We start from the raw sequence: 20,965 nt of genomic DNA, 5'->3' as shown, positions 1-20,965 counted from the left end.
ATGGCCCTCCTCACGGGCCTCGCCACGGCTCTGGCCGTCTGGAGCCACTGGACAGCCGCAGCCGATATCCTCGCTGTCTCTACGGCGTGGGATGCGTGGAGATGGTGGACCAGCGGTGGCGGTGACGGTACCCGGCGGCGGCTGGAGTCCTGGGCGCGCCGCTTCCAGGGGACCCGCCGCACCGCCCCCTCCCACGCCTGACCTAACGCTTTGGCGATGATGGATTCGTAATGCCCGTCTTGCGATCTCGTCAAAGAGATGGTGACCGGATCGACTTGGTCTATCCGTTGTGGGTGGCGACTTCGTCCTCGTAACCGCCGAGGTGTCGGTACGTGGCACCGATCCCCGCCGTCTTGATCTTCCTCTTTGCCGCCTGCCATGCGGTCTCAGTCATCTTGTTCCTTCCGTTTCGGCAGGGTCGAATCCGGCTGCCGCATCGTATGGCCCATCGGGTGGCAGCCGGAGGCCCGTGCGCCTGCGGTGTCCTGCGGCTCCGGTACACCTTCTTGCGCCGCACCGAGGTCACTCATGATCCGCCCCCCTTCGGTCCGTACATCCGCGTCAGCGCCTGGGCTAGTCGCTGGTCCGCGTACGTGTCTTTCTGGCCTGCGCCGAGCACCAGGTAGGCGAGCAGCGACAGGTTGGCCGGGTTGCCCTTACCGGTCCGCTCGCCGAGGTAGCCTCCGTTGAGCAGAGACATGGTCATGGCGTGCTTGATCAGCCGCTCGCCGTCACGGAGCTGGATCACGTTGCTGCTGCCGTAGGCCCAGGTGATCGGGCCGTGGCTGGCGGCCAGGGCCAGTACCTCGCGCCGCTGCGCCCGAGTTGGGGTCGGAAGTTTCTCTGCCGGGGTAATCACGATGGTCCGGTCCGGGCCGACGAGGCTGATCTTGCCCGTGAGCGCGTCGGCGGTGAGGGTATACCCCCGTTGGAGGGCGAGGCGCAGAGTGTTGGTGACGGTCTTGTCGGGGTACTTCGTGTCGTTGTCGTCGACATGGCCACTGATGATGACGGTACTGGTGTATTCCATGGGACTCTCCTCAGCCGATCACGCTCTCGCGGGCATGGTCATTCTCCAGAAGTGCTGCGCGGTATGAGCGTTGCGGCTGTTTCAGCGATCAGGTGGGCTGCTGATTGGGGTCGGTCTGTTCGCGCATCAGATCCTTGTCGTCGAGCGCGACGATCAGGGTGCCCGTGCTGATGTCAGTGTGGCGCTTGCCGGGCTTGTTGCTCATGAGGGGCTGGGCGCGGCGGGGAGGGGCGGCCTGGTAGGCATCGACCGCGATGTGTACTTGCTGCTGGCCATCGACGTTCGGCTTGATGGCGGTGATCTGTCCGTGTCGCCAGAGGCCGGAGCGGTCACGATAGGTGACACGCATACCGACGGCGTAGGCGACACCGGAGCGACTGTAATGGCGCGGAGCGAGCTGAGGACGGGCAGGCGGCGCGACAGGCACCTCCGGGGCGCTCACTGGTTCTTGGGAAGCTGCGGCAGCAGGCTGCGGAGCTTCAGCAGCGGGCACAGGCTCTTCCGGGCCATCCTCATGGGCAGCCCGCTCAGCACGGGCTGCGCGTAGCTTGCGCACCCGTTCGCGGCGGTCGGGGGTGGCGCCGGTGATCTTGATTGCGAAGTGCTGGGAGGTCTCGGACTGCTCGAAGACCCACCCTTCGGAGGCGAGTGCTTCGACAGCGCGGTCCAGGACGTCCTCGTTGGCCACGGCGACGCGGACGTGGTCAGGCTGGTTGAGGACGGTGAACGGGGGGAGCGCGCCGGAGGGGGCGGTGATTCCGGCATCTGCCAGGGCGGTGCGAACCTGGGCTGCTGTGGGTACACCCTTGGGTCGTGCGGGCAGTTCGGAGCGGGCGCTGAGGTAGAGGGCGCCGCTCTCGACGTGCACGTCGTAGCGGGAGGCGAGGACGTCGGCGTACTCGCGGACGTGTACCAGTTTCATCGGGCTGTCCGGGACTTCGGTGACGTCGGTGTACCCACCCCGGTGCATGCGGTCGAAGAAGTCAGCGTCTCCCTCGCGGTGTACAACCGTCACGCCGGTGCGTCCGAATTTTCGGACGTAGAAGCCGCTGCGGGTCCGGGCCCTGTGGGTCTCGGTGTAGCGGGAGTGCTGGAACCCAGCGTCTTTGAGACACCTGATGACTGCGGTGATTGTGGGCTGACCGCCAGGGCGGGGCTGGATGCTGTTCATGGTGTCTCCCCGGATCTGGTGAAAGGTCACTGGCCGACGGTTCTCCATAGGATAAGAAAGGGGGGCCATCCCTGGTGTGGACGACCCCGGTACTTTCCTACGTGCTGAAGGCGGTCAGGCGTTGGCCTTTTCGTACGCCTCACGAATGTCGGCGGGCACACGGCCTCGGTCGTTGACGCTGAAGCCGTTCTTCTTCGCCCAGGCGCGGATCTCGGCCGTGTTCTGGCCATCCGCCGCACTGGCGGAGCGCGGCTTGCCCCGACCGAGCGAGGAACGTCCGCCGGTGCGGCGGCCTGCCTTCACGAACTCGGCGAGTGCCGAGCGCAGTTTGTCTGCGTTGTTGCTGTTGAGGTCGATTTCGTAGGTCTTGCCATCCAGACCGAACGTGACGGTCTCGTCGGCCTCGCCGCCCTTGAGGTCGTCGATGAGAAGGATCTGCACCTGCTGTGCCACTGAGCTGTCTCCTTGTGCTGGGGTCGCAGGGAGGCTAGCAGCCTCTGCGACCGTTCTTATTCGATTTCCTGAACTTATGGGAACATGCGGAATCGTAAGCTGGCGCCTACGGGTTCATGCGCGGCCTAGGCCCGGCTTCGGCCGGAGGGATCGTTGTGCCCGAGGTCATCCTGCGTCACGCGTAGACCGGCGACAGAGCCGCCACCCGGTGCGCAACTAAGAGGCGTCTGCGGGCTGTTCCAGTTCCTGCTCCATGACGACCCAGTCGCAGGCGGAGCTGGGGCAGTGCCACCCCTTGCCCGTAACGTCGTGGAACTCCACCATCTCGACGCCATCGTCTTCACACATCATTTTGGGTTGCTCGGTCATTAATCGTTCCCACTCGATTCCTTCTGGCGAAGCTTGACGTACTCGCGTCCGTAGCTGACACGAGGTCTGCTGTCTTGCCGTCTGAAGATCGCGCCGATGTCGTCCTCAATCGCCAGCTGTGCTTCCAGAGATACTCCGGCCGGACAGCTCGGCAAGTTGTCATCGGCGAGCGCGCCGCCGCTGGCGAGGTGCGCGACGAGGGCCTCGACGTACTGCGCATGGGGCGACTCATCGACAGATGCCTCGCGCACCTCCGACAGCATCCGCTCCCGCTGCTCATCGCTGTACTGGAAGGGCATGTGCCACGGCGGGGTGGCAATCAGTACGGCGTCGGCGTCCGTTCCCCTGACCTCGGTGCCCCAGCCAACAGCCGCCAGGGCCTTGGCATAGTCCTCAGGTCGGTGGAGAACGTCTGGGGCGCTCCAGCTCGTGCGGTAAGCGATCCTGACCGATGTGTCAGAGAACGCGCGCACCCTGAAACCCGCAACATCGTTCTCCCGGGGCGAGCGGACGTACTGGACATGCCCTTGCGAGGTAAGCCGCTCGACCACAGCATCGATCATCCTCTGACGTGCTGCGTCGCGCTTGTCCCGTTCGGCCTGCTCGGCTTCCCGCCGGGCCAGCAGCTCCTCCATCTCCTTCTTATGGGCTGCCAGTCGTGCCTGCTGCTCTGGTGCGTCGTCTCCGCTGTACGGACGGATGCGGCGGATGCCGTTCTTCGAGGGGTTGTAGGGGGTGATGCCCAGGGCCGCTAGCCGGTCCAGCACGGTCGACGCGGCGCGGGCCACAGCAGCATCAGCACCCTCAACGCCACCGCGAAGCGCATCCCCGCCGCCGCTTTCCGTCGAGTAGATATGGAGAGCCAGATCCGCGAAGTGACCAGCCAGCTCTCTGTTCAGGGACAGCAGGATGCGGTGCCCGAACCCGGCCTTGACCGTTTCGGCCTGTCGCCAGGCCCGGTAGAGGTCGCGCCTTGAGGCGTCCAGGCTGTGCGCGTCGTCTTCGGCGAGGGCCTCGTAGGCTCGCGCGAACACACCAGGAATCTGGATCGTGATCATCGCATCTCCGTCGGAGGCGGAACTTTCGGAGGCCATGTGTGTCAGTCCTGAGGATGTCGGATCTGCTGAATATGTTTTGCGAGGGAATTGTGGCAGGTGAGGCAGAGGAACATCACCCTCATGCGGAGCTGTCGTACACCGGAAGGATTGTTCCGTAGGTAGAAGGATTTCCTCCCCGCCCGTTACCTGCTGATGTTGTGATCGCGCTCGTACTTCTCCACAATCGGACGCAACTTGGTCACGACCTTATTCAGCTTAGCTTTCTCAGCGCGAATCTGCGCGAGCTGTTTCTCAACAAGCTCTTCCTGCTGCGTAAACCAGTCAATCCTGATCTGGCGTTCACGCTGATCCCGAAGGGCTGCTTCATACTGGGCGGCAGTGATCTCCGGGGCTTCCGAGAAGAGGCTTTCGAGCTCCGATTTCACGTAGTAGTACTGAGCGCCTATACCCTTCCCGGGGATTACCTTGCAAACCGGCTTCGGCTCTACAGCCTGTCGACGCCTCCACGCAGCGAATTTCTGACTGGTGAGACCCGTAAGGCTAAGGACCTCTTTGGACGAGATCAGCTCGTCCCACCGGTCTTTGAACTCTGGCCGGAGCCACTCCCCGCTCTTGGACATTAGGGACCTCTCTCGCATTTCAAGGCAGTTTTCTCCCCATATCCTAACGGCAGACGTCCAGCAGGCCAGGGCCTGTAAGTCCCTGACCAGGCACAACCGGCAGCTGCCCCGGCTAGTCCAACAGCCGGAGCGGCCACCAAAGGGTTGACAGGAACACCCACAGGCATCAACTACCGGTGCTGCGGGGCCGTTTGACGAGCGTACTCACGCGACGCAGACCAGACCAAAACGACAAGACCGCCGGTCCAGTCAGGGCCGTCGTACCTAGCGCATGGGCTCGTAGCCGGAGCCACGAAGATCCAGCTTGAGGAGCATGTCGGTGGCCTCGTCGATGGCCTCCAGCAGCGTGCGGCTGGCGTAGTCGCCGAGGAAGTTCCCCTCCGGGGCGCCTCTGCTGTACAGGTACCAGCCGGTGTCACCTTGCTCGGCCCTGGACCTCCGCCGCTTCTCCAGCTCGTACGTCACGCCGAACAGCTCGGCCTGGTACTTGCCGTTCTCCTGGCGTTCCCACCTGATGCCGTCGTCGCCTTCGATCAGCTTCTTGCCGCACCACTGGATGCGCTTACCCATGGGCTGTCCTGGAGGGAGGTAAGGGAGCGGAAACGTGCGCCGAAGGTGGCGGCGGCGGCCCCGATGTCGCTGTGGTTGGTGCCCAGGTCCCACTCCTGGGGAGTTCCCTCGGCCGAGATGGTGGCGACAACGAACTCGTTCTCGCTGCGCTGGGCGAGGATGAGGCGGCGACCGGCGACAGCCCCGATCAGCTTGACCTCCCAGCCTTCTGATCATCATCGGCACGGCCGGAGCCTGGGCGGGCGGAGCAGGCGGCACATAGATGGGCAGACCGTTGACACGCTTGTCAGAGAACGTGCCCCTGGCCTGCGGAGCGAGACCCTCGACGCCGGGCGGGTAATTCTCCTCCAGGGCTGCGTCGCTGGCTGCGGTGTAGGTGTCGAAGAGCACGCCGCCCGCCCGCATCACGCGCTGCTGATCGCTCTTCAAGGTGACGGCTGCCTCCTCGACGGCCCGCGCGAAGCCGTCGCCACCGTTGGAGTGCTGGACCAGGGTGTACTTCGTCGTCATTGTTTCTCCCAGAGTTTTCGGGCATGAAAGAGCCCGGCTGGGGATTCGAACCCCTACACCCCAGATTTCTCGGGCCGGGCAATGTCGTACCTAAGCGAGCGCTAGCCGGGCCTGACTTCCTGGCCGACGCCGTTGGCGTAAACCATGCCAAGGCCAGGAAATTCTGCGCCCGCTACCATGTCGACTCGGTCATAGTCCTGCCACTCGTATTGGTCGCGCACCTTCACGATGAAACGCCCGAGGAGTTCTACGGCATCCGATTTCTGAAGATCTTCGTTCAGATCGATCTCAAAAGCGCCCGTAGCTACGTGCGCAAACCCTGCACCCGAAAAATGCGGACCGTACAGGGTTACGTCGATGGTGTAGAGATCCGGTGTTGTGGTCATTTGCACTCCCGACACTAATCGATGCCCAGCAGCTTAGCGGCATACGCTGCTCCATGCCCCTTCGGGCCCTCGTACTTGTAGCCCAGGGTTCCCAGGATGGCGAGGTCCAAGTTCGGAGTCTTGAAGTCTGTGTCGCTGCGGTCCCAATTGAAGTCGCCGGTGGGCTCCACCTCAAAGACATGACCACCGGACTGCTGAGCGTAGGCAGCAGCCGTCTCCAGCTGGGTGGTGAAGTACACGTGCTGGGACTTGCCGACCTCGTCGCCCCAGGGGTTGACCTTGCGGCCGGGGTTGATCTGCTGGCCTTCACGCCAGTGGGCACCGCCGCCGTGGTAGAGCGGGCCTCGGACCTGATGTTCGCGGTCCTCGTAGCCGTTCTCTCCGAACACGGTCTGAAGCCAGCGGTAGGTCTTCGGTGTCCCGGCTGCCTGGACCGTTGCCGACTCGGTCACTGCATCCTCTCCTCTTAGGTTGCTGTGCTGGTGGTCAGCCTAGAGGTCTGGGCTGACAGTCGAGGCGCGTCGTACGTAGCGCCTGGTGCCCCAGGCCGGATTCGATCCGGCACCCTCGCGGCTGGACTGGGGCGGGAACGCCCTACTCTTCGGTGATCTCTACTCGGTGTGTACGAACTGCACCACTGGGATCAGTGCACTGGACCCTCAACCTCACGGGCTCATCCGAGACAGGAGACAGGGGCTCGACGGTGAGAATTTGTTGATACTGAGTTCCGTAGTGCTTACTCAATCCCTGATGAATGAGTGTCCGAAGTTCCAGGGGATTCATTGATCCTCGATTCCTGGTCTGGGGTGGGGGAGGCATTGGTGATGATCATGTTGCCTGGCTCAGTTCACACTCTTCGTACGTGCCTTCGGCTTCGGTCAACCAGAAGTGGATGGGCGCGCCTTCAGGAGGGACGAAGGTATCGCCGAAGTGCGAGTCTTCGTAGACCTCGGCGTTAATCTCCGTGTCGATCTTGTCGATGGTGGACTCGACCTCTTCGCAGAAACGGCACCAGTGACATGTGCATTCGCCCCACTCGGATGACCCGTAGGCGGGGCAATTGGTGTGCCAGTTGTCTCGCGACTCCTCAAGCTCATCCTTGAGGGAGGCTAAGGCGTCACCCAGACTGTCCACACAGTGCGGCTCGGACTCTGGCAGGTAGCCCGGGATATTCGTGCCAACGTGATAATGCATGTCACTCCTCAATCATGGCGTTAATAACGCTCGGGTTGCACTCCCGCTGGTCGAGCCCCTCGTTGTCGGCACACCGGCACCAGTAGTGCTCCTTGGTGTGGGTGCATGGCCGACCGATGATGATCTTCCCGCCGCTATTGCCTACGGGCAGTTTAGAGACGAAGAGGAAAACGGCCTTGTCCCCCCGGAAGTCGATAACCTCCTGGCCGGGCTGAATTATGCTGCCGGAATCCTTGTCGCGCAGGATGGCGTCGTCGTACTTAGGCATAGGGCAGAGTCCTTCCAGTGAGGCGCATTTCGCGCTCGTCGGTGTACATAAAGGCAAGCTCTTCGAGGGCGTAGCTGCTCACGTCGCTGCTGATCTTCTCGGGAGTGTGGCCGTAGTTCGCTGAGGCGTAACCTGCGTAGGCTTCAAAGTCCTTGGCAGATTGATGCTCTGCTTCCTCGACCCTCGAATCATCGACAGGCCGAGCAGAAAAGCTGAACACAGCGATGAGCGCGGCATGGCGGGCCAAGGCCATTGCAGCGCGCCGCAAGAGGCTATTCGGGCTGGGTTTGAGCATGGCAGAAGACATTGAGAACTCCAGGCATGCAGACACGAGAAAAGCGCGTCGTACCTAACGACGCGCTGTATATGCTGAGTGCCCCGGGCCGGAATCGAACCGGCCTGCAACCAACCCTCTATACAGGGCCGAGGCTATTGCGCTATTCGGCTAGCAGCTCGCTACGGATGTAGGTCCAATTTACGATTTTGAAACCGTCCGTGGGAGAGCCTGAATCTGCTGCTTCGCCCAAGAGATCCAGAACAATTCGCAGGTTGTGCTTGTCGTCCCTGGTCTTGGGAAATCCCTTACCCTCAAAGAGAAGGCCCTTCACGTAGTCGCGCAGCGTGTCTTCGTCAGCTCGCGCAGAGTTCCGGGCATCATCAATGAGCTTGCCCTCGTTGATGATCCATTCCGTAAGGCTGTGGGTAGCTAGATTCTGCCCGTCGTAGGGCCCTGAAATCTCGTTGTCACTCATTCTCGTTCCCTCCTGCTGTGCTTCGTCATCTTCATCGACGCCGAGACTTTCGTGAACCTCATCCCAGTCCACGGCCTGGAATTCATCCCGGGTAGGAGGCGTGCCATTCACGGTTACCGTCCCAGCCCTCACTCGTCGACAGGTCCTGCTCTACCCACTCAGTGACGGTTGTCCCGGTTCTGCCAGAACGCCTCGCTCGTGTACGCCTTACGGTCGTGGTCGTCGAGGCCGTCCACCCACTCGTCGCACGTTCGCTTCAGCTCTTCGTACGTGGAGATCGTGGGCTCACCCTTGGCGTAGTCGTAGACCCCGATAGCCTCGAACGGAGTGCTGTCGCCGGGCTCCATGAAGATGTCGATGTGAGAGCCGTGGTGCCACACGAACCGCATCCCCGAGGGATGGACGTACTCCATCTCCCGGTCCCACTGCCCGCTCGCGACAGCCTCCAGGGCCTCCTCGTACTCCTCCAGGATCTCGAAGGCCGGGTCCACCGGACCGCCCTCGGAGCCGTTGGTGAACTCCTCCCGCTTACTGCGCATGTGCGGGGCACACAGGGTCCGCTCCACCTCCCGGCGTTCCCCGTCGGAGAGGGTCCAGGCGAAGAAGACGCGGGCCACGGCCGGAGTCTCGTCATCGCAGAACTGGCAGAGCTTTACGGTCATGATTCAGACCTCTTCAATTACGTAGTCAATGGTGGCGATGCGAACGTGGTCCGGGGCGGCGCCCTTCTGGATCAGGCGTCGGGCGTGCTCCCGCACTGCGTCTTGATCCGTAGATGCGAGGTCCTCATACCAACTGCCATAAATCGCGCCCCAGATGAGCACCTGGTAATAGTGTCCGGAATCATCGTTCTGATCCGGCCGGTTCTCAAGTCCAAAGTGCATGTCTCTCCTCGCTTGGGACTACCTAACTAATGATCCCAGCCAGTGACGATCAGACGGAGAGTGAATTGCATAGTGCTGCTCCCGTCCTCTTTCCATGTGATGCCGTAAATCACCCTGTCTCCGCCCTCAGTCTCACGTGCCCAGTCACCTGCCGCCTGAAGAACGTCGGCAGGTGTGTGACCGGGGAAGCTGACAACGATCTCGTCGGAATGCACCCACCGGCTTGTGAAAGCCCATGCTCTATCTCTCCGTCCTACCTGTAAGTGCCCCTGACCACGGGGCGCCGTCGACGCTGCCGTGCATGCGAACAGACGTCGTACCTACGAGTGCCCCGCGCCGGATTCGAACCGGTCACCATCTCCTCACGGGGCGCCTGCTCACCCTCGACCTTGGGCCGCGTAGCAGTGTGTGCAGAAAGTCTTCGTGGCGGCGGGAACCCAGTCTCCACCATGCCTGACACGGTGGGCGCCGCAGTGCCACTTCGCGTTCTTGTCAGTAACGAACGTGATCACGTTCGCTGTGATCCCGCAGCCTTCGTTCTCACACACGCCCATCTCGCGAGAGGAGCCATCAGCTGCGTCGGGGGATACCGGGATGGCGCGCATCTCGACCGGGTAGTCAGTTGCCCGCTCGACCTCCTCCACCGTGACAAGTCGCGTGGTGCCGTCGGCCAGGCCGACCTCGATCTTGCCCGCGTCCGGGCTCGGGGCGTGGAAGACGAGGCGACCTCGGGCGTGCTCGCCTGTCGCCTTCACAGTCAGGTTGCGGCCGAGGTACTCGCGGCCGACGGTGCTAGCGGTGCCCAGCATGGTGTGCGTCCTCCTGGATGTCCGGTACACCGAAAGTATGGGCCGGTGCGTACCCAGTGCCACCCGCTCTCCCATGACGGAGATGCCGGACTGCTCCGGAGCGGGGGCCGGTGCCTTGCCTGAGACTCACGCGCAGTACAGGCAGTTGCATTCGTGCGTCTCATGGGAGCAGGGCTCACCCTCGCCCTGGTCCGACGATAGTCGGCCTGACAGGGCGCCTCACCATGGCAGACGGAATCTCCGGGGCACTCGGCTGGTCCCTTCCTCCCTGGCCTGCACCCGGCACGGGAATCGAACCCGCGCCCGCACCATGCCGGGCTAATCAGGCATCGTCAGATCTCCAGTCCGTTACTCAGGCGGCATCCGGGGCACGTGATCCGGTCCTCGTGATGGCCATACATCGGGTAGGACAGGTGGCCTTGGCCCCACCTCCGGCCGCCTGTGGTCTCCAGCAGCACTCCGCACTGTGTGGACTGCCAGGTCTGGTTCGTGGCCCGGTCCTTGAAACCCGTTGCCGACACGATGTGCTTGGCGTCCTCGGGCATGACCCAGGTCTTGAGCTGCTTCCGACCCGCAGCCAGCTCGCAGGCGCACAAGTTCGCGATGAACCCGATGTGCTCCCACACCCGCATGTAGATCCGCGTGTGCTGGCGATTCCGGCACACCGGCACGTATGGCAGCGTGGCCTGCTCACCGTCCAGAACGAAGTACGGGTTCCACCGGCCCGGATAGTTGACCGCTCCCGGGTCGAGCAGTGATATCCGGTCGCCAGCCTTGAGCGAGGCCAAAAGCCCGGTCGCTTCATCGAACGTCATAGTCACTTCTCCTCCTGAGCTTCCTCGAACTCCGTATGCGTCCAGACCCTGACCAGGAGCGCATCTCTCTTCGACAGCCACACAATCGGGCGCGGATGCCTCTTCGTGAGCTGCGGACGTAACTCAATGGCCAACACTTGCCATTCCGGGAAACTTTTACGAATCAGGTGGTAGTCACCCCATGGCCCGTTCGACGTCGGCCAATAGCGCACCAAGTCGCTCTCAGGTCCACGATGAGTCCTCGGGATTTTCTCAGATGCATCTTTCGGCGAAAACGCCTTGATGTAGTACTCGAACACCATCCCCTCGTACACCTCGCGCGAGTTATACGCACTCACAAGCGCCCGGTAAATCCGAACTCCTGAAGCCTGCTGCCGATGCTCAAACATTCATAACTCTCTGATCGTCTCGTCTACAGGTTGTTCCAGGCATCACGGACTGCCCGCCGTGCGGCATCCACTGCCTGACCATCGAAAAACTCACGACGTGCTAATCCGGCCGCATGGCCGTGACTGTTAGCCGTAAGCAGCAGCAGGGAAAGCGGGCTTTGATTGTCGCGAACCGCTTCGCACAGGTCCTCCCACTGCAAATCGCTTTCTTCATCGTCGTCAGAAGCGCGAACTATCTCAAGAACTTCGCGGTAGGGCAAAGGGTCGTCGTCGCGCCGATAATTCTCGTCGTCCGATATCACATAGAACGTGGCGGGGAACTTCACCAAGTTCGGACGGTACTCGCTCATCTGGATGTCTCCTGTGATGTGGCGTGAGGCGTCGGCTCGCCGAGATGGGAGGCATGGCTCACGCATTGGGGCTTCCGCCGGGCTATGCATCTGAGCTCACTCGGACACTAGCCTTGGCTTTCGTCGAACGCACTAAGAGACCAACTAAGTCATGCCAGTTGGTATCCACTGCTCGAAACGGGCAGCAAAAGGCCCCCGACCCAGCACCGAAATCGGGGGCCAAACTGTCGTATCTAGCTTTCTTACCAGTCGCCGTCGAATACCTCGGGCCAGTCGTATGCCTCTGCTGCCGCCTGCGAATCGATCTTGGTCTGAATTCCGCACGGCTCTGGGGGCTCAGGACACTCACGCAGCCCGTCGTTACACACCCAGCACTGCGGCATCAGCTCTCCTCGACCGCAAGCTGAGTCACGCCATCTTGATAGACATCGACACGCTTTGACACGGTCTTGTACGTACGCCATATCTCAGCACCAATGCGCGGACCTGAAGTCCCACGGTCAAAGTCAGCAAAGAACAGCCGGTCACGCACCCCCTTCTTCGTGCCAAGCTGCTCAGTCACGGCGACCTCTCCAGTAGCCTTGTTCTGGACCCGCACCCAGTAGGCCGTCTGCTTCTTCGGAGCAGCCTTCAACTGGCCGTAATCGTCCACGACGATTCCGCCCGGCAGTGAAAAACCCATCGCTTTCCCCTTCTGCTCAGCAAAAAGGCGCGGACCTGATTGGCCCGCGCCGACTTCCGTACGGCTTGCTCAGTGCTTACGCCGCCTCAGCCTCAGCATGCTCAGGGAAACAGCGCAGTCCGGGGACTGGATCTTCCTTAGTCATTCTTATTCTCCTTGTCGTTCGAGCTGACTTTGATGGGGCGAAGCGTGACGCGCGCCCCGTTCTCCCTTGCGGCTGCACGAAGGCATGAAAAAGCCCCTGCTGCATGCAACAGGGGCAGTTGTACCTACACCAATGGAGCCATCAAGAATTAGAAACAGGCATCACCACTGGGATACTCCAGCGTCTTCCGGCGCCTGTTTCCATACTTGTCGACTTGCACCAACTCGACGCTGTTATCCATATAGGCGACCTTCTCCTCGTCCTGCCATTCAGGCTCGACCTCGGATACGTAGCGCCACAAAGAGCGCAACCGCTGCTGCGCGTCATGCATGGCCCGCCAGTGTGCACTTGTCCACTCGTATCGGCAGAACGAATTGAAGGTTCCACGCATCGAGTAAGCCGACACCTCCCCAGAGTCAGGCAGCTGACCGAGATACACATCCTTCGGATGCATCAACTCGCCTCCGGGCCCCCTACTCCTGTGCCGATCAATCTCGCCACTACGAATAGCCCACCGCAACATCTCCAGACCAGAGTGGAACTCCACCGCCGGGGGAGTATCGTCCCGCGTGGCATGCTCTCCCTTCTCGTTCGTGTACCCGACCGTCCGACTCTTTCCCTTTACCGCATATGTCATCTGATCCCTCCCCTCGGATATCGTATCTACAGAAGCGCCCCGCGCAGGACTCGAATCAGTCACCTTCTCCACTGCATCAGCATTCCCTTCCGGATCGTGTACCTCCAAGCCTCAGAGCCACCTGTGTTGATCAAGAACAGCACAGGCAGTTGCACTTGAACGTCTCATGGGAGCAGGGCTCACCCTCGCCCTGGTCCGACGATAGTCGGCCTGACAGGGCGCCTCACCATGGCAGACGGAATCTCCGGGGCACTCGGCTGGTCCCTTCCTCCCTGGCCTGCACCCGGCACGGGAATCGAACCCGCGCCCGCACCATGCCGGGCTAATCAGGCATCGTCAGGTATCTGGGGTTCCGCCGAGGTAACAGGCATGTGAGGCAGGTGCAATGTTCGGGGAACTACCTCACAGATATCTAAGGGGTCGTGAGACACGCTCGGGACGCGAAGACACTCGGGCTTTACGCCAGTACCCGGTCGATGGTGGCGCGGCTGAGTCCCGTCAGCTCGTGCGCGCGGGCCTTGCTGACCTTGGCGGACTGGACGGACCACGTGAGGAGCGGGTTTCGCAGGGAGTTGACTGCTGCCCATCCGGCCAGCAGCTCCTGCGCGACGACGGTCGCGAGGCTCGTACCGTCCCCGTGCCAACCGTAGGTCTGGCGCGGGCACCCCCATCCGCTCAGGTCGGCGCCGTGTGCCTCGATGTCGGGAGCGAGGGTGAGCGCAACTCGCTGATAGTCGGCGACGGTCTGGGTGAGTCGGCTGATGATGCGACGGGCCAGGCCCGACCCGAAGGCGATGGGGTCCTGCGGTACCGGGGGCAGTCCGAGGACAGAGGGGCCGGTGGGCACCTCTGCCCTGGCAGCGTCGATTTCCTCGGGGAGCGCCGCAGCCTCGATCTCGTTGATCAGGTCTTCCCCGAGGGAGCTGAAGGCCCCCAGCTCCTGGAGGCTGTCCTTGGTGCGCTGCATGGCCTCGGCGGCCTGCCTGGGGTCTGTGAGCCGGGCGAGAGGGCGCAAGGTCCTGGCCCACGGGGTGATCTGGTCGCGCTTCTCCTCCCACCACGCCTTGGAGTCCATCCGGTTGGGACTCTCAATTTCGTGTGTGGCGAGCGGTCGACGGCCGTCCATGAGCCACACCGTGGCCCCGGTTGCCTGCCACGTCCCAGCGCCCTCCCGCCAGGTGATCCGGCCATGACGGGCGCTCAGGTAGAGGCCCTCGTCACGCTGGACCATGCCGTCCGCTTCCGTCATCTCAACGATTTCGATGGCGCTCATGGGTATTCCCCTTGGTCGTAGTCCCCCACAGCGGGGCTGACGTATCGAATGATACGCCAAGTGAGTATCGAACGATACGCCTAGGAGGGGCGCGTCGCAGCCCGCCAAGGGCTCCGTGTCGCCCTAAGTAGGCACAGGGAAGGGCCCCGCTAATCAGCAGGAGCCCAACCAAACACGATCAGCGCCTGACTTCACATGTCGTACCTAGCCCGGTGTCTCTTACTCGCTTACTCGGTGCAGTCAACGGCGCAAGGGTCGTTGGCGTGATTGGGACAGACGAAATCGCCAGTGGCGGGGTCGTAACCCTTCTCGCACCCCTCGCATACGAAGTAGCCGCACACAGGACACATCCCGGAGGCAATCTCTAGCTCTTCCAGATCTTCACAACAGACTGTGCAAATTCTAGGCGGATCAATAGGCTGTCGGTGTGCGGTTTTACCATCGAGGCACCGGACGAACATAAAACGACGGGTGGACTCAGGCATGGGTTAGCCTCTCTTAGCGAAGCGGCTGAGAAGGAGTGATGGGCACCAGAAAGTGGTCGCCTTCCTCATCTCGGAAGACGATGAACTCCCCGATAGGTTCCCGATACGTGCGAGCAATCTGAACATACGTAAACTTGGCGCTGCCCGCCAAGTAGATTCCGCCGGGCTGTATCAGCTCACCGGTTTCCTGATTTCGGATAGATTCTGAGTTTCGCATTGGTGCCATCCCCTCCCAAGGGGCGATGCCCGTCGTACCTACAAGTGCTCGGTTGCGGATTCGATGACGTACTCGTAGGAACCGAAGCGGTTACCGCCGCACGCAGACTGCGAACGCATACGATCCAGGCATTCGGTGCACAGTTCCACGTATTGCCTTAGTGCTCCAACGGACCGCATCTTGTACTCGACCAGAAGGACCGACCACATGATTCGGCACCACTTGCAAGGCTTGTTGATCCAGGCGTGCAAATTTCACCTCCCGCGTCCAGCCGACGGGCCATAATGCCCGTGCAGCCCGACTTGGGGGACGGACAACACGAGGGCCGCCCGTCCTGTTGTTATCAGTTGGTCGAATAACCGTTGAGCTCAGCTAGGACCATCAGGCACTCAGTGACCGATCCCAAGTTATTGAACTCTGTAACACACGAGCCGTCACAGATGACGACACCACCGATGGGACCGTCAACTGAAACGGCATCACGTCGCCATCCCGAGGTGAGATGCGAACTGCGCGAATAACGGGCCACCACTGAATGCGCTCCAGCGGATCAATCATGATTCCTCCTATGTCCTAAGTGATTCGACAGTGTGCTGATGCATCAGGCGACAGGTTCGCATTCAACTCTGTAGATCTCCACGATGATTTCAGAGTGTTCGTTTTGCACCTCGCGTTTCGCGGAGCGAGCCGCATCCAGGCTCAGTAAAGCATCGCCTGGCTGATGCCAGCAGTGCTCATACTGGTCGTACCAGCGCAGATAGAAAACTTCTTTGCGGGTAGTGGTTACATCGATCTCGATAGTCATTGACCCAATCCCGTGTCCAGTCAACGGACCTTGTGCCCGTGCGGCTCGATTTGAGGGACGGACGGCCCAAGCGACCGTCCGTCCAGAACCCATGAGTTAGTTCGCGGAACGCGGGTCATCCACGTAGTAGACGTAGACAACGCGACGGTCGAAACCCTCCCCGGCGTAAACCTCAAGAGAGCTGGACCGCTGAACATAGTAGAACGCAAGGCCGCTGAAGGCTTCTTCTACGTCCCCGAAGGAGATTTCGTTGCCCAGCTCTTGAATGATTCCCTTTGTCCCGGGTACGTAGACCTTGACGTACTTGAAACGCTGCTGGCTAAGAGCCATCGGAACCTCCGTTGAGCATTGTCTGGATAGGCGTGCGTGCCCGGCTGCGGATTGTGCACCGCTACACCCTGTAAATCTCGGGCCGGGCTGAAGTTTGATGAGCACCCGCACTCTCTGTTCTTATGGGAAGGGTCATCATGCGGGGATGCTCGGTAGTGCTGTGTCCGTGCGCGTACACCCAGACTTCGTATCGTGCAGGTTCCTTCACCGTCTCCGGATTGGGCCTGTCTTGACCGTTGGTCGAGCGTAAACACGGCGGTTTAAAGTCGCTGCTGTATCTCCGCGATCCGCACATGCAGAACTCCGGAACGTTTCCGCCGACTCTCAGTCACGGACATATGTCCGCGTCGCTCCGGGTGCCTCACGGCAAGCCATCGCGCATATGTATGGCTGTCTATTCGGCTGTCTGGGGTTGCCCTACACGGTCCCGTGCTGATCTCCCAATGCCATAAACCGGGGGTTCTTTGCAGAACCGTCGGTTTCCTGGGGAGGGCACTGTAACCGCTGCCGATATAGACGTCATGTCTTCTCAAGGAACGGAACTGCGCGCCATCTTTGCGGCCTCATGCCAACGTTCGCCTATCCAGAAGTGCGCCAAAGACGCCAACTGGGGACGGAAGTCTCTCCGCCAGCTGGTTCGGTCGAACATGCAAAGTCATGCTGGGCATTCCGGGGGCAGGTACGCAGTACCCGCAGCACTACTACAGGGCGACTTATGAATCCCTCTGCTACGGGCCATATCCCTCGGTACGCGCGCAGTTTTGAGTTATTCCGTGTCACGACTTCCTCATGCGCTCAAGGCGCAGAAGCCGCCTCCCGTTCCCGAGGGGAGCGCCGTTGTGGCCGTTCCCGCCGTTCCCGGTCGGTGTGGGTCTGACTCTAGACCTTGAGGAAGCTGTTAGCAACAGCTTCCTCAAGCTTCGAGTTTCCAGCCCTTCAACCCTTCGGGATGTCGCGCTCCTGGCTGCGTGGTGCCAGCATAGGGTGCTATATCCTGCGGGGTTGAGCCGACAGGCCGCCTGGGGGTTTCGCCCCCCGCCGCTTGCCGCGCCTTGACTCTAGGGGATGAGGAAGCCGTTGGCAACGGCTTCCATCGAAGTGTGCGTTGACCTGCCGATATGAGGGCTGGGGGAGTGGCGGGGGCAGGGGTGCGCGCGCCTTGCGGGCCCCGTGATGCCATCACGAGCCATCCCGTGATGTCCCGGGCGTCAGTTGCTCCCCAGCGTCACGACAGGGCAAAGCCTTACCGGCCACCTGGGTGCACGGGCGCCAATGGGGCCTGTCGCGCGGTGTCGCCGAGGGGGGTGGCTGCACACGCGCACGCCCGTAGGAGTGGCTGCGTGGCCCCTGGATGCCCCCGCGTCGCCCTCGTGTGCGTCAGCGCTACGGGCGCCCCTGTGGCCGCGCTACGGCCTGTCGTGGCAGGCCGTAGCGCGTCGCCGCCGCGCCGGTGGCTCGCCAGGGGTATGCGTGCCCGCACCGGCGGTACCCCGCCCCCTAGCAACTGACTCACCGTCAGTTCTTGCTGCCATCACGTCTCGTGACCCAGCGACTACAGCTTCCTGCCAGTGGTCTACCTTGGTACGCAGTTCAACGGTCGTCCCGACATGACTGCGGTGTGTACCCTCAGGGAATGTCGGGGGCGGCGCGGGAGTGCCAACACCCCTACTCCTATATAGGCGTAGAGAGACACTGAGGCTCTCTGGCGTCACGCGCGCTCATGCTCCCCATTGCCTACGCTGCGTGCGTATCAACTCTCCGTGATAGCTGATGGTTCGTTAGTCAGGGGTTGGCCCCACGGGGCGCCCTGAAACCTGACGCAGTATCAGATGCGGCAAGGTGACCTTTTGACCCTTTTGTGGCTCACCTTTCGTCGGCACTTTCCGTCACCATGGCCATGACGCTGTGCGTGTGTGTCATCGACGTTCGGTAAGCAACGAAAGGTGCGAGCCTTGACAACACCTTTCCGGCGCTACTCACTTGCTCGGAGTCTTTGACCAAACGCGTGTTTGGTATGGGTGATACCTGGCGCAAGCGGCATACGCGGACATTCTCCAGCGCGCGCAGATGAGGCTTTGACGTGTGATGCGCGCCACTCTTTCAGGGGTAGTCACTCAAAGTGACACCCCCCACCTTTAAACGTGCGCTTGTGAAAACCGCCCCCTGGTGGCACTCTCGGCGCGAGGTCTGGGCGGCGAGGCAGTATCAGCCGGAATGGGGCGGTATTGCTCAGCGTGACGTCCGCCGAGGGGCTAATTCGGTGCCGATGTCGCTCCGTGCGTACAACGGAGCGTCAAATGACGATCCATCAGTCTGATGGAGAGTCAGGTACGTGATTCGTGGGTGCGCGGTCGGGGTCGCGGCGATGAGGTGGCCAGCCCGGTCCGGCCAGGCCCCGGCGGCGATGATCGAGGATGCTCGGCGTGACTGAGCCACTCACCCTGTTGGGCCGCTTGGGAGACCTCGCTGTCGAGGGCGGCGTTCCGGACTGCTTGATGTGCCGGGCGGTGCGCGAGGGGAGCCTGCGCGGACGAGGCGGAGTGCAGGCTGGAGGCGGCACGGCGTGATGCTGGCGACGGCCCGGTGAAGGCTGCGGCGGTGTCCGCGTGCGAGAAAGAGGTGTTGGACTTGCACCGCCTCTTGGCCCTCGAAGAGCTGCGCCGCGCTGGCCGATAGGGCAAGTGGGGTGGATATGCGGAAGCCCCTGGACGTTCGGTATCCAGGGGCTTCAGTGCTGCGGTGCTGGTCCAGGACTTCCTCCAGGCCGTGGTGCTAGTGCTGCCACTGTCCTTGGATCGCGGCTGCGGTGAAACCTGGTCCGAAGGCGAGGAGAAGGGCGTCGCCCTCGCCGACAGGATCGTGGTGGGTGCGGGACATGATGTCCAGGATGGCTACGCCGCCCAGGTTCCCGCGTTCTGCGAGGCTTTCCCAGGAGTGCCTCATGCTCTTCTCCTCGATGCCGATTCCCTGGGCGACATCGGTGAGGATGCGTGGACTGCCGGGGTGCACGACGGGTACCTGGGGAACCCGGTCCTTGGTCCATGCCTTGATGTGGGGCATGACGTCCCGGGTGGCATGGAGGGCGGCCTTCGTGGAGTCGAAGTGGATGCCGGTGTGGTCGATGCGGCCGGAGTAGCGATCGACGCTGTGCGGGAGGACGAACTCCCATGTGTCGTCGATACGCAGGCCAGAGTTGAAGGGCGTGTCGGTGACGATGCAGGCGCCTGCTGAGTCACCGAAGAGGGCCTTCCAGATCATCGACTCCATGGACGTGTCTTCGTGGTGGTAGACGGAGCTCAGGGCTTCGGCGGCGACGACCAGGACACGGGATCCGGGCCGGGTTTGGACCAAGCCGTGGGCACGGGTGAGGGATTGGACGCCGCCCGCGCACGCCATGGTGGCCAAGGCCAGGCGGTGAATGTCCGGCCGCAGTCCGAGTGCGTTGATGAGCCGGATGTCCAAGTTGGGCACGGACCATGAGGTGGTGTGCGAAGTGACGATGGCATCGATGTCGTGAGGGGCGAGCCCGGCGTCGGCCATGGCCTGCTGGGCGGCTGTGGTCGCCAAGGCGAGGGCGTCGTCGAACGCCTCGGAGACGCGGTCCGCGACGCCGCCGGGAGCGGAGAAGTGCTTCAAAGGCCGCACGAACCGCCTGCGTTCGACGCCCGTGTTGCCCAGGACGCGCTCGATGATCCGCAACTTGGGGTGGTTCGGTTGCTGCTCTCGTATGTCTTCCCAGATTTCCTGCGTGGTGATCTCGTGGCCGGGGAGCGCGATGGCAGGGCACGTGACGTAGCTGGCAGGCAAGGGGAACCCCCGTGTCGTAGCTGGACTAAGCAGACGAAAGCACGCTATGCGTTATTGATCGTTCTATGTGAGTGAGCTGAGCGATGGTGCCCACAGGCTCGGGGGCGGACCCTCCTGCGTTTTGTGCACGAGGACGATGAGCCGGGACCGTGGAGAGGACAGTGGCTCGGAGGCGAGCACGGTGGTCCATCCGGGCCCGAGCGTGGCGTGGTGGAGCGGGCGCTGCGCGCCGTCGACGGCCGGAATGGTGTGGGGGGCCCTTCGGTAGACCGGCCCGACGATGGGGTGGTCCAGAGCCCTGCGTTCGATCTGGCGGAGAGTCGGGTCGTCGGGCAGGGCGGCGAGGGCGAGGCGGAACTGGCCGATGACGTGGGGAGCCCAATACTGCTCCCAGCCGATGAGGACGCGGGTACGTGCCTCTTCGTTGAGGAGCATCCACTCCATCACGTTGTGGGGGGTCTCGCCGCGCGGGAAGAGGTCCTTCCAGGCGGCGTTGGAGGTGACGACGTTCCAGCTGGGGTCGTTGACGTACGCCATGACGCCCATTTCCTGGATGGCGTCGGCCCAGGTGGCTGGTATCTCCATTCCGGAAGTGGGGTGGAGGGGGTAGGGGCGGTCGACGGCTTTCGCGTAGTGCCAGAGGACGAACCACTCATGTTCGTTGAGGCCAAGCAGCTTGGCGACAGAACAGAGGAGGTGTTCCGGCGGGTTGGGGTGCTTGCCGTTCTCTAGTCTCTGGTAGGTGCCCTGGCTCTGGAACAGCAGCTGGTCGACCTGGGTTTGAGTCAGCCCTCCTCCTCGGGCTCGCCGCAGGCCGAAGTCCTCGGGGTTGAGCTGGGCTCGTCGCGCGCGCAGCAGTTCCCCTAGTGCCTCTCGATTCAAGAGGATCTCCCATAACACTGGTACGTCGTCGTGTGAAGTGCTCAGACACGACAAAATTTGTAATGCGAGCAGCG

The 20,965-nt window shown here is 62.2% G+C and carries 26 protein-coding genes; all 26 read right to left on the bottom strand.

Translation table 11 applies throughout. The features are described from left to right. Positions 1-526 precede the first annotated feature (526 nt). Positions 527-1,030: a hypothetical protein gene (locus tag ACH427_RS04540; protein ID WP_398867886.1), complete on the bottom strand. Its 504-nt coding sequence runs from the start codon at positions 1,028-1,030 to the stop codon at positions 527-529. Between the two features lie 88 nt (positions 1,031-1,118). Further along, on the bottom strand, positions 1,119-2,201 hold the full coding sequence (locus ACH427_RS04535; protein ID WP_398867885.1) for a hypothetical protein: 1,083 nt from the start codon (positions 2,199-2,201) through the stop codon (positions 1,119-1,121). Between the two features lie 114 nt (positions 2,202-2,315). Continuing rightward, positions 2,316-2,654, bottom strand: a complete 339-nt coding sequence (locus ACH427_RS04530; protein WP_398867884.1) for an Lsr2 family protein — start codon at positions 2,652-2,654, stop codon at positions 2,316-2,318. 216 nt (positions 2,655-2,870) lie between these two features. Next, positions 2,871-3,023, bottom strand: a complete 153-nt coding sequence (locus tag ACH427_RS04525; RefSeq protein ID WP_398867883.1) for a hypothetical protein — start codon at positions 3,021-3,023, stop codon at positions 2,871-2,873. Further along, positions 3,023-4,081: a hypothetical protein gene (locus tag ACH427_RS04520; RefSeq protein ID WP_398867882.1), complete on the bottom strand. Its 1,059-nt coding sequence runs from the start codon at positions 4,079-4,081 to the stop codon at positions 3,023-3,025. Before ACH427_RS04520 ends, ACH427_RS04525 begins: the two co-directional genes overlap by 1 nt. Before the next feature lie 182 nt (positions 4,082-4,263). Beyond that, positions 4,264-4,701: a hypothetical protein gene (locus ACH427_RS04515; RefSeq protein ID WP_398867881.1), complete on the bottom strand. Its 438-nt coding sequence runs from the start codon at positions 4,699-4,701 to the stop codon at positions 4,264-4,266. A 264-nt stretch (positions 4,702-4,965) separates the two neighbouring features. Next, positions 4,966-5,271 (bottom strand): hypothetical protein, encoded by a 306-nt coding sequence (locus ACH427_RS04510; protein ID WP_398867880.1) that lies wholly within the window; start codon positions 5,269-5,271, stop codon positions 4,966-4,968. A gap of 611 nt (positions 5,272-5,882) precedes the next feature. Next, the gene (locus tag ACH427_RS04505; RefSeq protein WP_398867879.1) at positions 5,883-6,167 is read right to left on the bottom strand and encodes a hypothetical protein; all 285 of its coding nucleotides are present in this window, start codon (positions 6,165-6,167) and stop codon (positions 5,883-5,885) included. 14 nt (positions 6,168-6,181) lie between these two features. Continuing rightward, positions 6,182-6,619 carry an NAD(+)--rifampin ADP-ribosyltransferase gene (locus ACH427_RS04500; RefSeq protein ID WP_398867878.1) on the bottom strand — a complete coding sequence of 146 codons (438 nt, stop codon included), beginning with the start codon at positions 6,617-6,619 and terminating at the stop codon, positions 6,182-6,184. Positions 6,620-6,995: 376 nt separating this feature from the next. Continuing rightward, entirely contained in the window at positions 6,996-7,361 is a 366-nt protein-coding gene (locus tag ACH427_RS04495; protein ID WP_398867877.1) for a hypothetical protein, read from the bottom strand. A 1-nt stretch (position 7,362) separates the two neighbouring features. After that, positions 7,363-7,629 carry a hypothetical protein gene (locus ACH427_RS04490; RefSeq protein WP_398867876.1) on the bottom strand — a complete coding sequence of 89 codons (267 nt, stop codon included), beginning with the start codon at positions 7,627-7,629 and terminating at the stop codon, positions 7,363-7,365. Further along, complete coding sequence (locus ACH427_RS04485) at positions 7,622-7,936, bottom strand: hypothetical protein (RefSeq protein WP_398867875.1); 315 nt, start codon at positions 7,934-7,936, stop codon at positions 7,622-7,624. Before ACH427_RS04485 ends, ACH427_RS04490 begins: the two co-directional genes overlap by 8 nt. Before the next feature lie 130 nt (positions 7,937-8,066). Further along, positions 8,067-8,453 carry a hypothetical protein gene (locus ACH427_RS04480; protein ID WP_398867874.1) on the bottom strand — a complete coding sequence of 129 codons (387 nt, stop codon included), beginning with the start codon at positions 8,451-8,453 and terminating at the stop codon, positions 8,067-8,069. An 86-nt stretch (positions 8,454-8,539) separates the two neighbouring features. Beyond that, positions 8,540-9,043 carry a hypothetical protein gene (locus ACH427_RS04475; RefSeq protein WP_398867873.1) on the bottom strand — a complete coding sequence of 168 codons (504 nt, stop codon included), beginning with the start codon at positions 9,041-9,043 and terminating at the stop codon, positions 8,540-8,542. 3 nt (positions 9,044-9,046) lie between these two features. Beyond that, complete coding sequence (locus ACH427_RS04470) at positions 9,047-9,265, bottom strand: hypothetical protein (RefSeq protein ID WP_398867872.1); 219 nt, start codon at positions 9,263-9,265, stop codon at positions 9,047-9,049. Between the two features lie 377 nt (positions 9,266-9,642). Continuing rightward, positions 9,643-10,074, bottom strand: coding sequence for a hypothetical protein (locus ACH427_RS04465; protein ID WP_398867871.1), 432 nt, complete (start codon positions 10,072-10,074; stop codon positions 9,643-9,645). Between the two features lie 332 nt (positions 10,075-10,406). Next, a complete protein-coding gene (locus tag ACH427_RS04460) occupies positions 10,407-10,889 on the bottom strand; it encodes a hypothetical protein (RefSeq protein ID WP_398867870.1) in 483 nt (160 codons plus the stop codon). A gap of 2 nt (positions 10,890-10,891) precedes the next feature. Next, positions 10,892-11,191, bottom strand: coding sequence for a hypothetical protein (locus ACH427_RS04455; protein ID WP_398867869.1), 300 nt, complete (start codon positions 11,189-11,191; stop codon positions 10,892-10,894). A gap of 110 nt (positions 11,192-11,301) precedes the next feature. Further along, complete coding sequence (locus ACH427_RS04450) at positions 11,302-11,628, bottom strand: hypothetical protein (RefSeq protein WP_398867868.1); 327 nt, start codon at positions 11,626-11,628, stop codon at positions 11,302-11,304. 382 nt (positions 11,629-12,010) lie between these two features. Continuing rightward, complete coding sequence (locus ACH427_RS04445) at positions 12,011-12,310, bottom strand: hypothetical protein (RefSeq protein WP_398867867.1); 300 nt, start codon at positions 12,308-12,310, stop codon at positions 12,011-12,013. A 293-nt stretch (positions 12,311-12,603) separates the two neighbouring features. Next, complete coding sequence (locus tag ACH427_RS04440) at positions 12,604-12,786, bottom strand: hypothetical protein (RefSeq protein WP_398867866.1); 183 nt, start codon at positions 12,784-12,786, stop codon at positions 12,604-12,606. Between the two features lie 763 nt (positions 12,787-13,549). Further along, a complete protein-coding gene (locus ACH427_RS04435) occupies positions 13,550-14,365 on the bottom strand; it encodes a hypothetical protein (protein ID WP_398867865.1) in 816 nt (271 codons plus the stop codon). Between the two features lie 1,303 nt (positions 14,366-15,668). Then, the gene (locus tag ACH427_RS04430) at positions 15,669-15,872 is read right to left on the bottom strand and encodes a hypothetical protein (protein ID WP_398867864.1); all 204 of its coding nucleotides are present in this window, start codon (positions 15,870-15,872) and stop codon (positions 15,669-15,671) included. Between the two features lie 96 nt (positions 15,873-15,968). Beyond that, on the bottom strand, positions 15,969-16,202 hold the full coding sequence (locus ACH427_RS04425) for a hypothetical protein (RefSeq protein WP_398867863.1): 234 nt from the start codon (positions 16,200-16,202) through the stop codon (positions 15,969-15,971). A 2,772-nt stretch (positions 16,203-18,974) separates the two neighbouring features. Then, positions 18,975-20,009, bottom strand: coding sequence for a PhlD (locus tag ACH427_RS04420; RefSeq protein ID WP_398867862.1), 1,035 nt, complete (start codon positions 20,007-20,009; stop codon positions 18,975-18,977). Between the two features lie 63 nt (positions 20,010-20,072). Next, positions 20,073-20,891 carry a helix-turn-helix domain-containing protein gene (locus ACH427_RS04415; RefSeq protein ID WP_398867861.1) on the bottom strand — a complete coding sequence of 273 codons (819 nt, stop codon included), beginning with the start codon at positions 20,889-20,891 and terminating at the stop codon, positions 20,073-20,075. Positions 20,892-20,965 lie beyond the last annotated feature (74 nt).

Origin of the sequence: Streptomyces sp. NPDC020379 (assembly GCF_044387105.1) — a bacterium.
In the GTDB taxonomy this organism is placed as follows: Bacteria; Actinomycetota; Actinomycetes; order Streptomycetales; family Streptomycetaceae; genus Streptomyces.
Note: the sequence above shows the minus strand (reverse complement) of the source record. Positions and strands in the feature narration are given on the sequence as shown.

What these genes read in the sequence shown, in the direction of transcription:
- ACH427_RS04540 (WP_398867886.1), bottom strand. Translation starts at nt 1,030, where the DNA reads ATGGAATACACCAGTACCGTCATCATCAGTGGCCATGTCGACGACAAC.
- ACH427_RS04535 (WP_398867885.1), bottom strand. Translation starts at nt 2,201, where the DNA reads ATGAACAGCATCCAGCCCCGCCCTGGCGGTCAGCCCACAATCACCGCA.
- ACH427_RS04525 (WP_398867883.1), bottom strand. Translation starts at nt 3,023, where the DNA reads ATGACCGAGCAACCCAAAATGATGTGTGAAGACGATGGCGTCGAGATG.
- ACH427_RS04520 (WP_398867882.1), bottom strand. Translation starts at nt 4,081, where the DNA reads ATGATCACGATCCAGATTCCTGGTGTGTTCGCGCGAGCCTACGAGGCC.
- ACH427_RS04515 (WP_398867881.1), bottom strand. Translation starts at nt 4,701, where the DNA reads ATGTCCAAGAGCGGGGAGTGGCTCCGGCCAGAGTTCAAAGACCGGTGG.
- ACH427_RS04510 (WP_398867880.1), bottom strand. Translation starts at nt 5,271, where the DNA reads ATGGGTAAGCGCATCCAGTGGTGCGGCAAGAAGCTGATCGAAGGCGAC.
- ACH427_RS04505 (WP_398867879.1), bottom strand. Translation starts at nt 6,167, where the DNA reads ATGACCACAACACCGGATCTCTACACCATCGACGTAACCCTGTACGGT.
- ACH427_RS04495 (WP_398867877.1), bottom strand. Translation starts at nt 7,361, where the DNA reads ATGCATTATCACGTTGGCACGAATATCCCGGGCTACCTGCCAGAGTCC.
- ACH427_RS04490 (WP_398867876.1), bottom strand. Translation starts at nt 7,629, where the DNA reads ATGCCTAAGTACGACGACGCCATCCTGCGCGACAAGGATTCCGGCAGC.
- ACH427_RS04485 (WP_398867875.1), bottom strand. Translation starts at nt 7,936, where the DNA reads ATGTCTTCTGCCATGCTCAAACCCAGCCCGAATAGCCTCTTGCGGCGC.
- ACH427_RS04475 (WP_398867873.1), bottom strand. Translation starts at nt 9,043, where the DNA reads ATGACCGTAAAGCTCTGCCAGTTCTGCGATGACGAGACTCCGGCCGTG.
- ACH427_RS04470 (WP_398867872.1), bottom strand. Translation starts at nt 9,265, where the DNA reads ATGCACTTTGGACTTGAGAACCGGCCGGATCAGAACGATGATTCCGGA.
- ACH427_RS04465 (WP_398867871.1), bottom strand. Translation starts at nt 10,074, where the DNA reads ATGCTGGGCACCGCTAGCACCGTCGGCCGCGAGTACCTCGGCCGCAAC.
- ACH427_RS04460 (WP_398867870.1), bottom strand. Translation starts at nt 10,889, where the DNA reads ATGACGTTCGATGAAGCGACCGGGCTTTTGGCCTCGCTCAAGGCTGGC.
- ACH427_RS04455 (WP_398867869.1), bottom strand. Translation starts at nt 11,191, where the DNA reads ATGGTGTTCGAGTACTACATCAAGGCGTTTTCGCCGAAAGATGCATCT.
- ACH427_RS04450 (WP_398867868.1), bottom strand. Translation starts at nt 11,628, where the DNA reads ATGAGCGAGTACCGTCCGAACTTGGTGAAGTTCCCCGCCACGTTCTAT.
- ACH427_RS04445 (WP_398867867.1), bottom strand. Translation starts at nt 12,310, where the DNA reads ATGGGTTTTTCACTGCCGGGCGGAATCGTCGTGGACGATTACGGCCAG.
- ACH427_RS04440 (WP_398867866.1), bottom strand. Translation starts at nt 12,786, where the DNA reads ATGCATGACGCGCAGCAGCGGTTGCGCTCTTTGTGGCGCTACGTATCC.
- ACH427_RS04435 (WP_398867865.1), bottom strand. Translation starts at nt 14,365, where the DNA reads ATGAGCGCCATCGAAATCGTTGAGATGACGGAAGCGGACGGCATGGTC.
- ACH427_RS04430 (WP_398867864.1), bottom strand. Translation starts at nt 15,872, where the DNA reads ATGACTATCGAGATCGATGTAACCACTACCCGCAAAGAAGTTTTCTAT.
- ACH427_RS04425 (WP_398867863.1), bottom strand. Translation starts at nt 16,202, where the DNA reads ATGGCTCTTAGCCAGCAGCGTTTCAAGTACGTCAAGGTCTACGTACCC.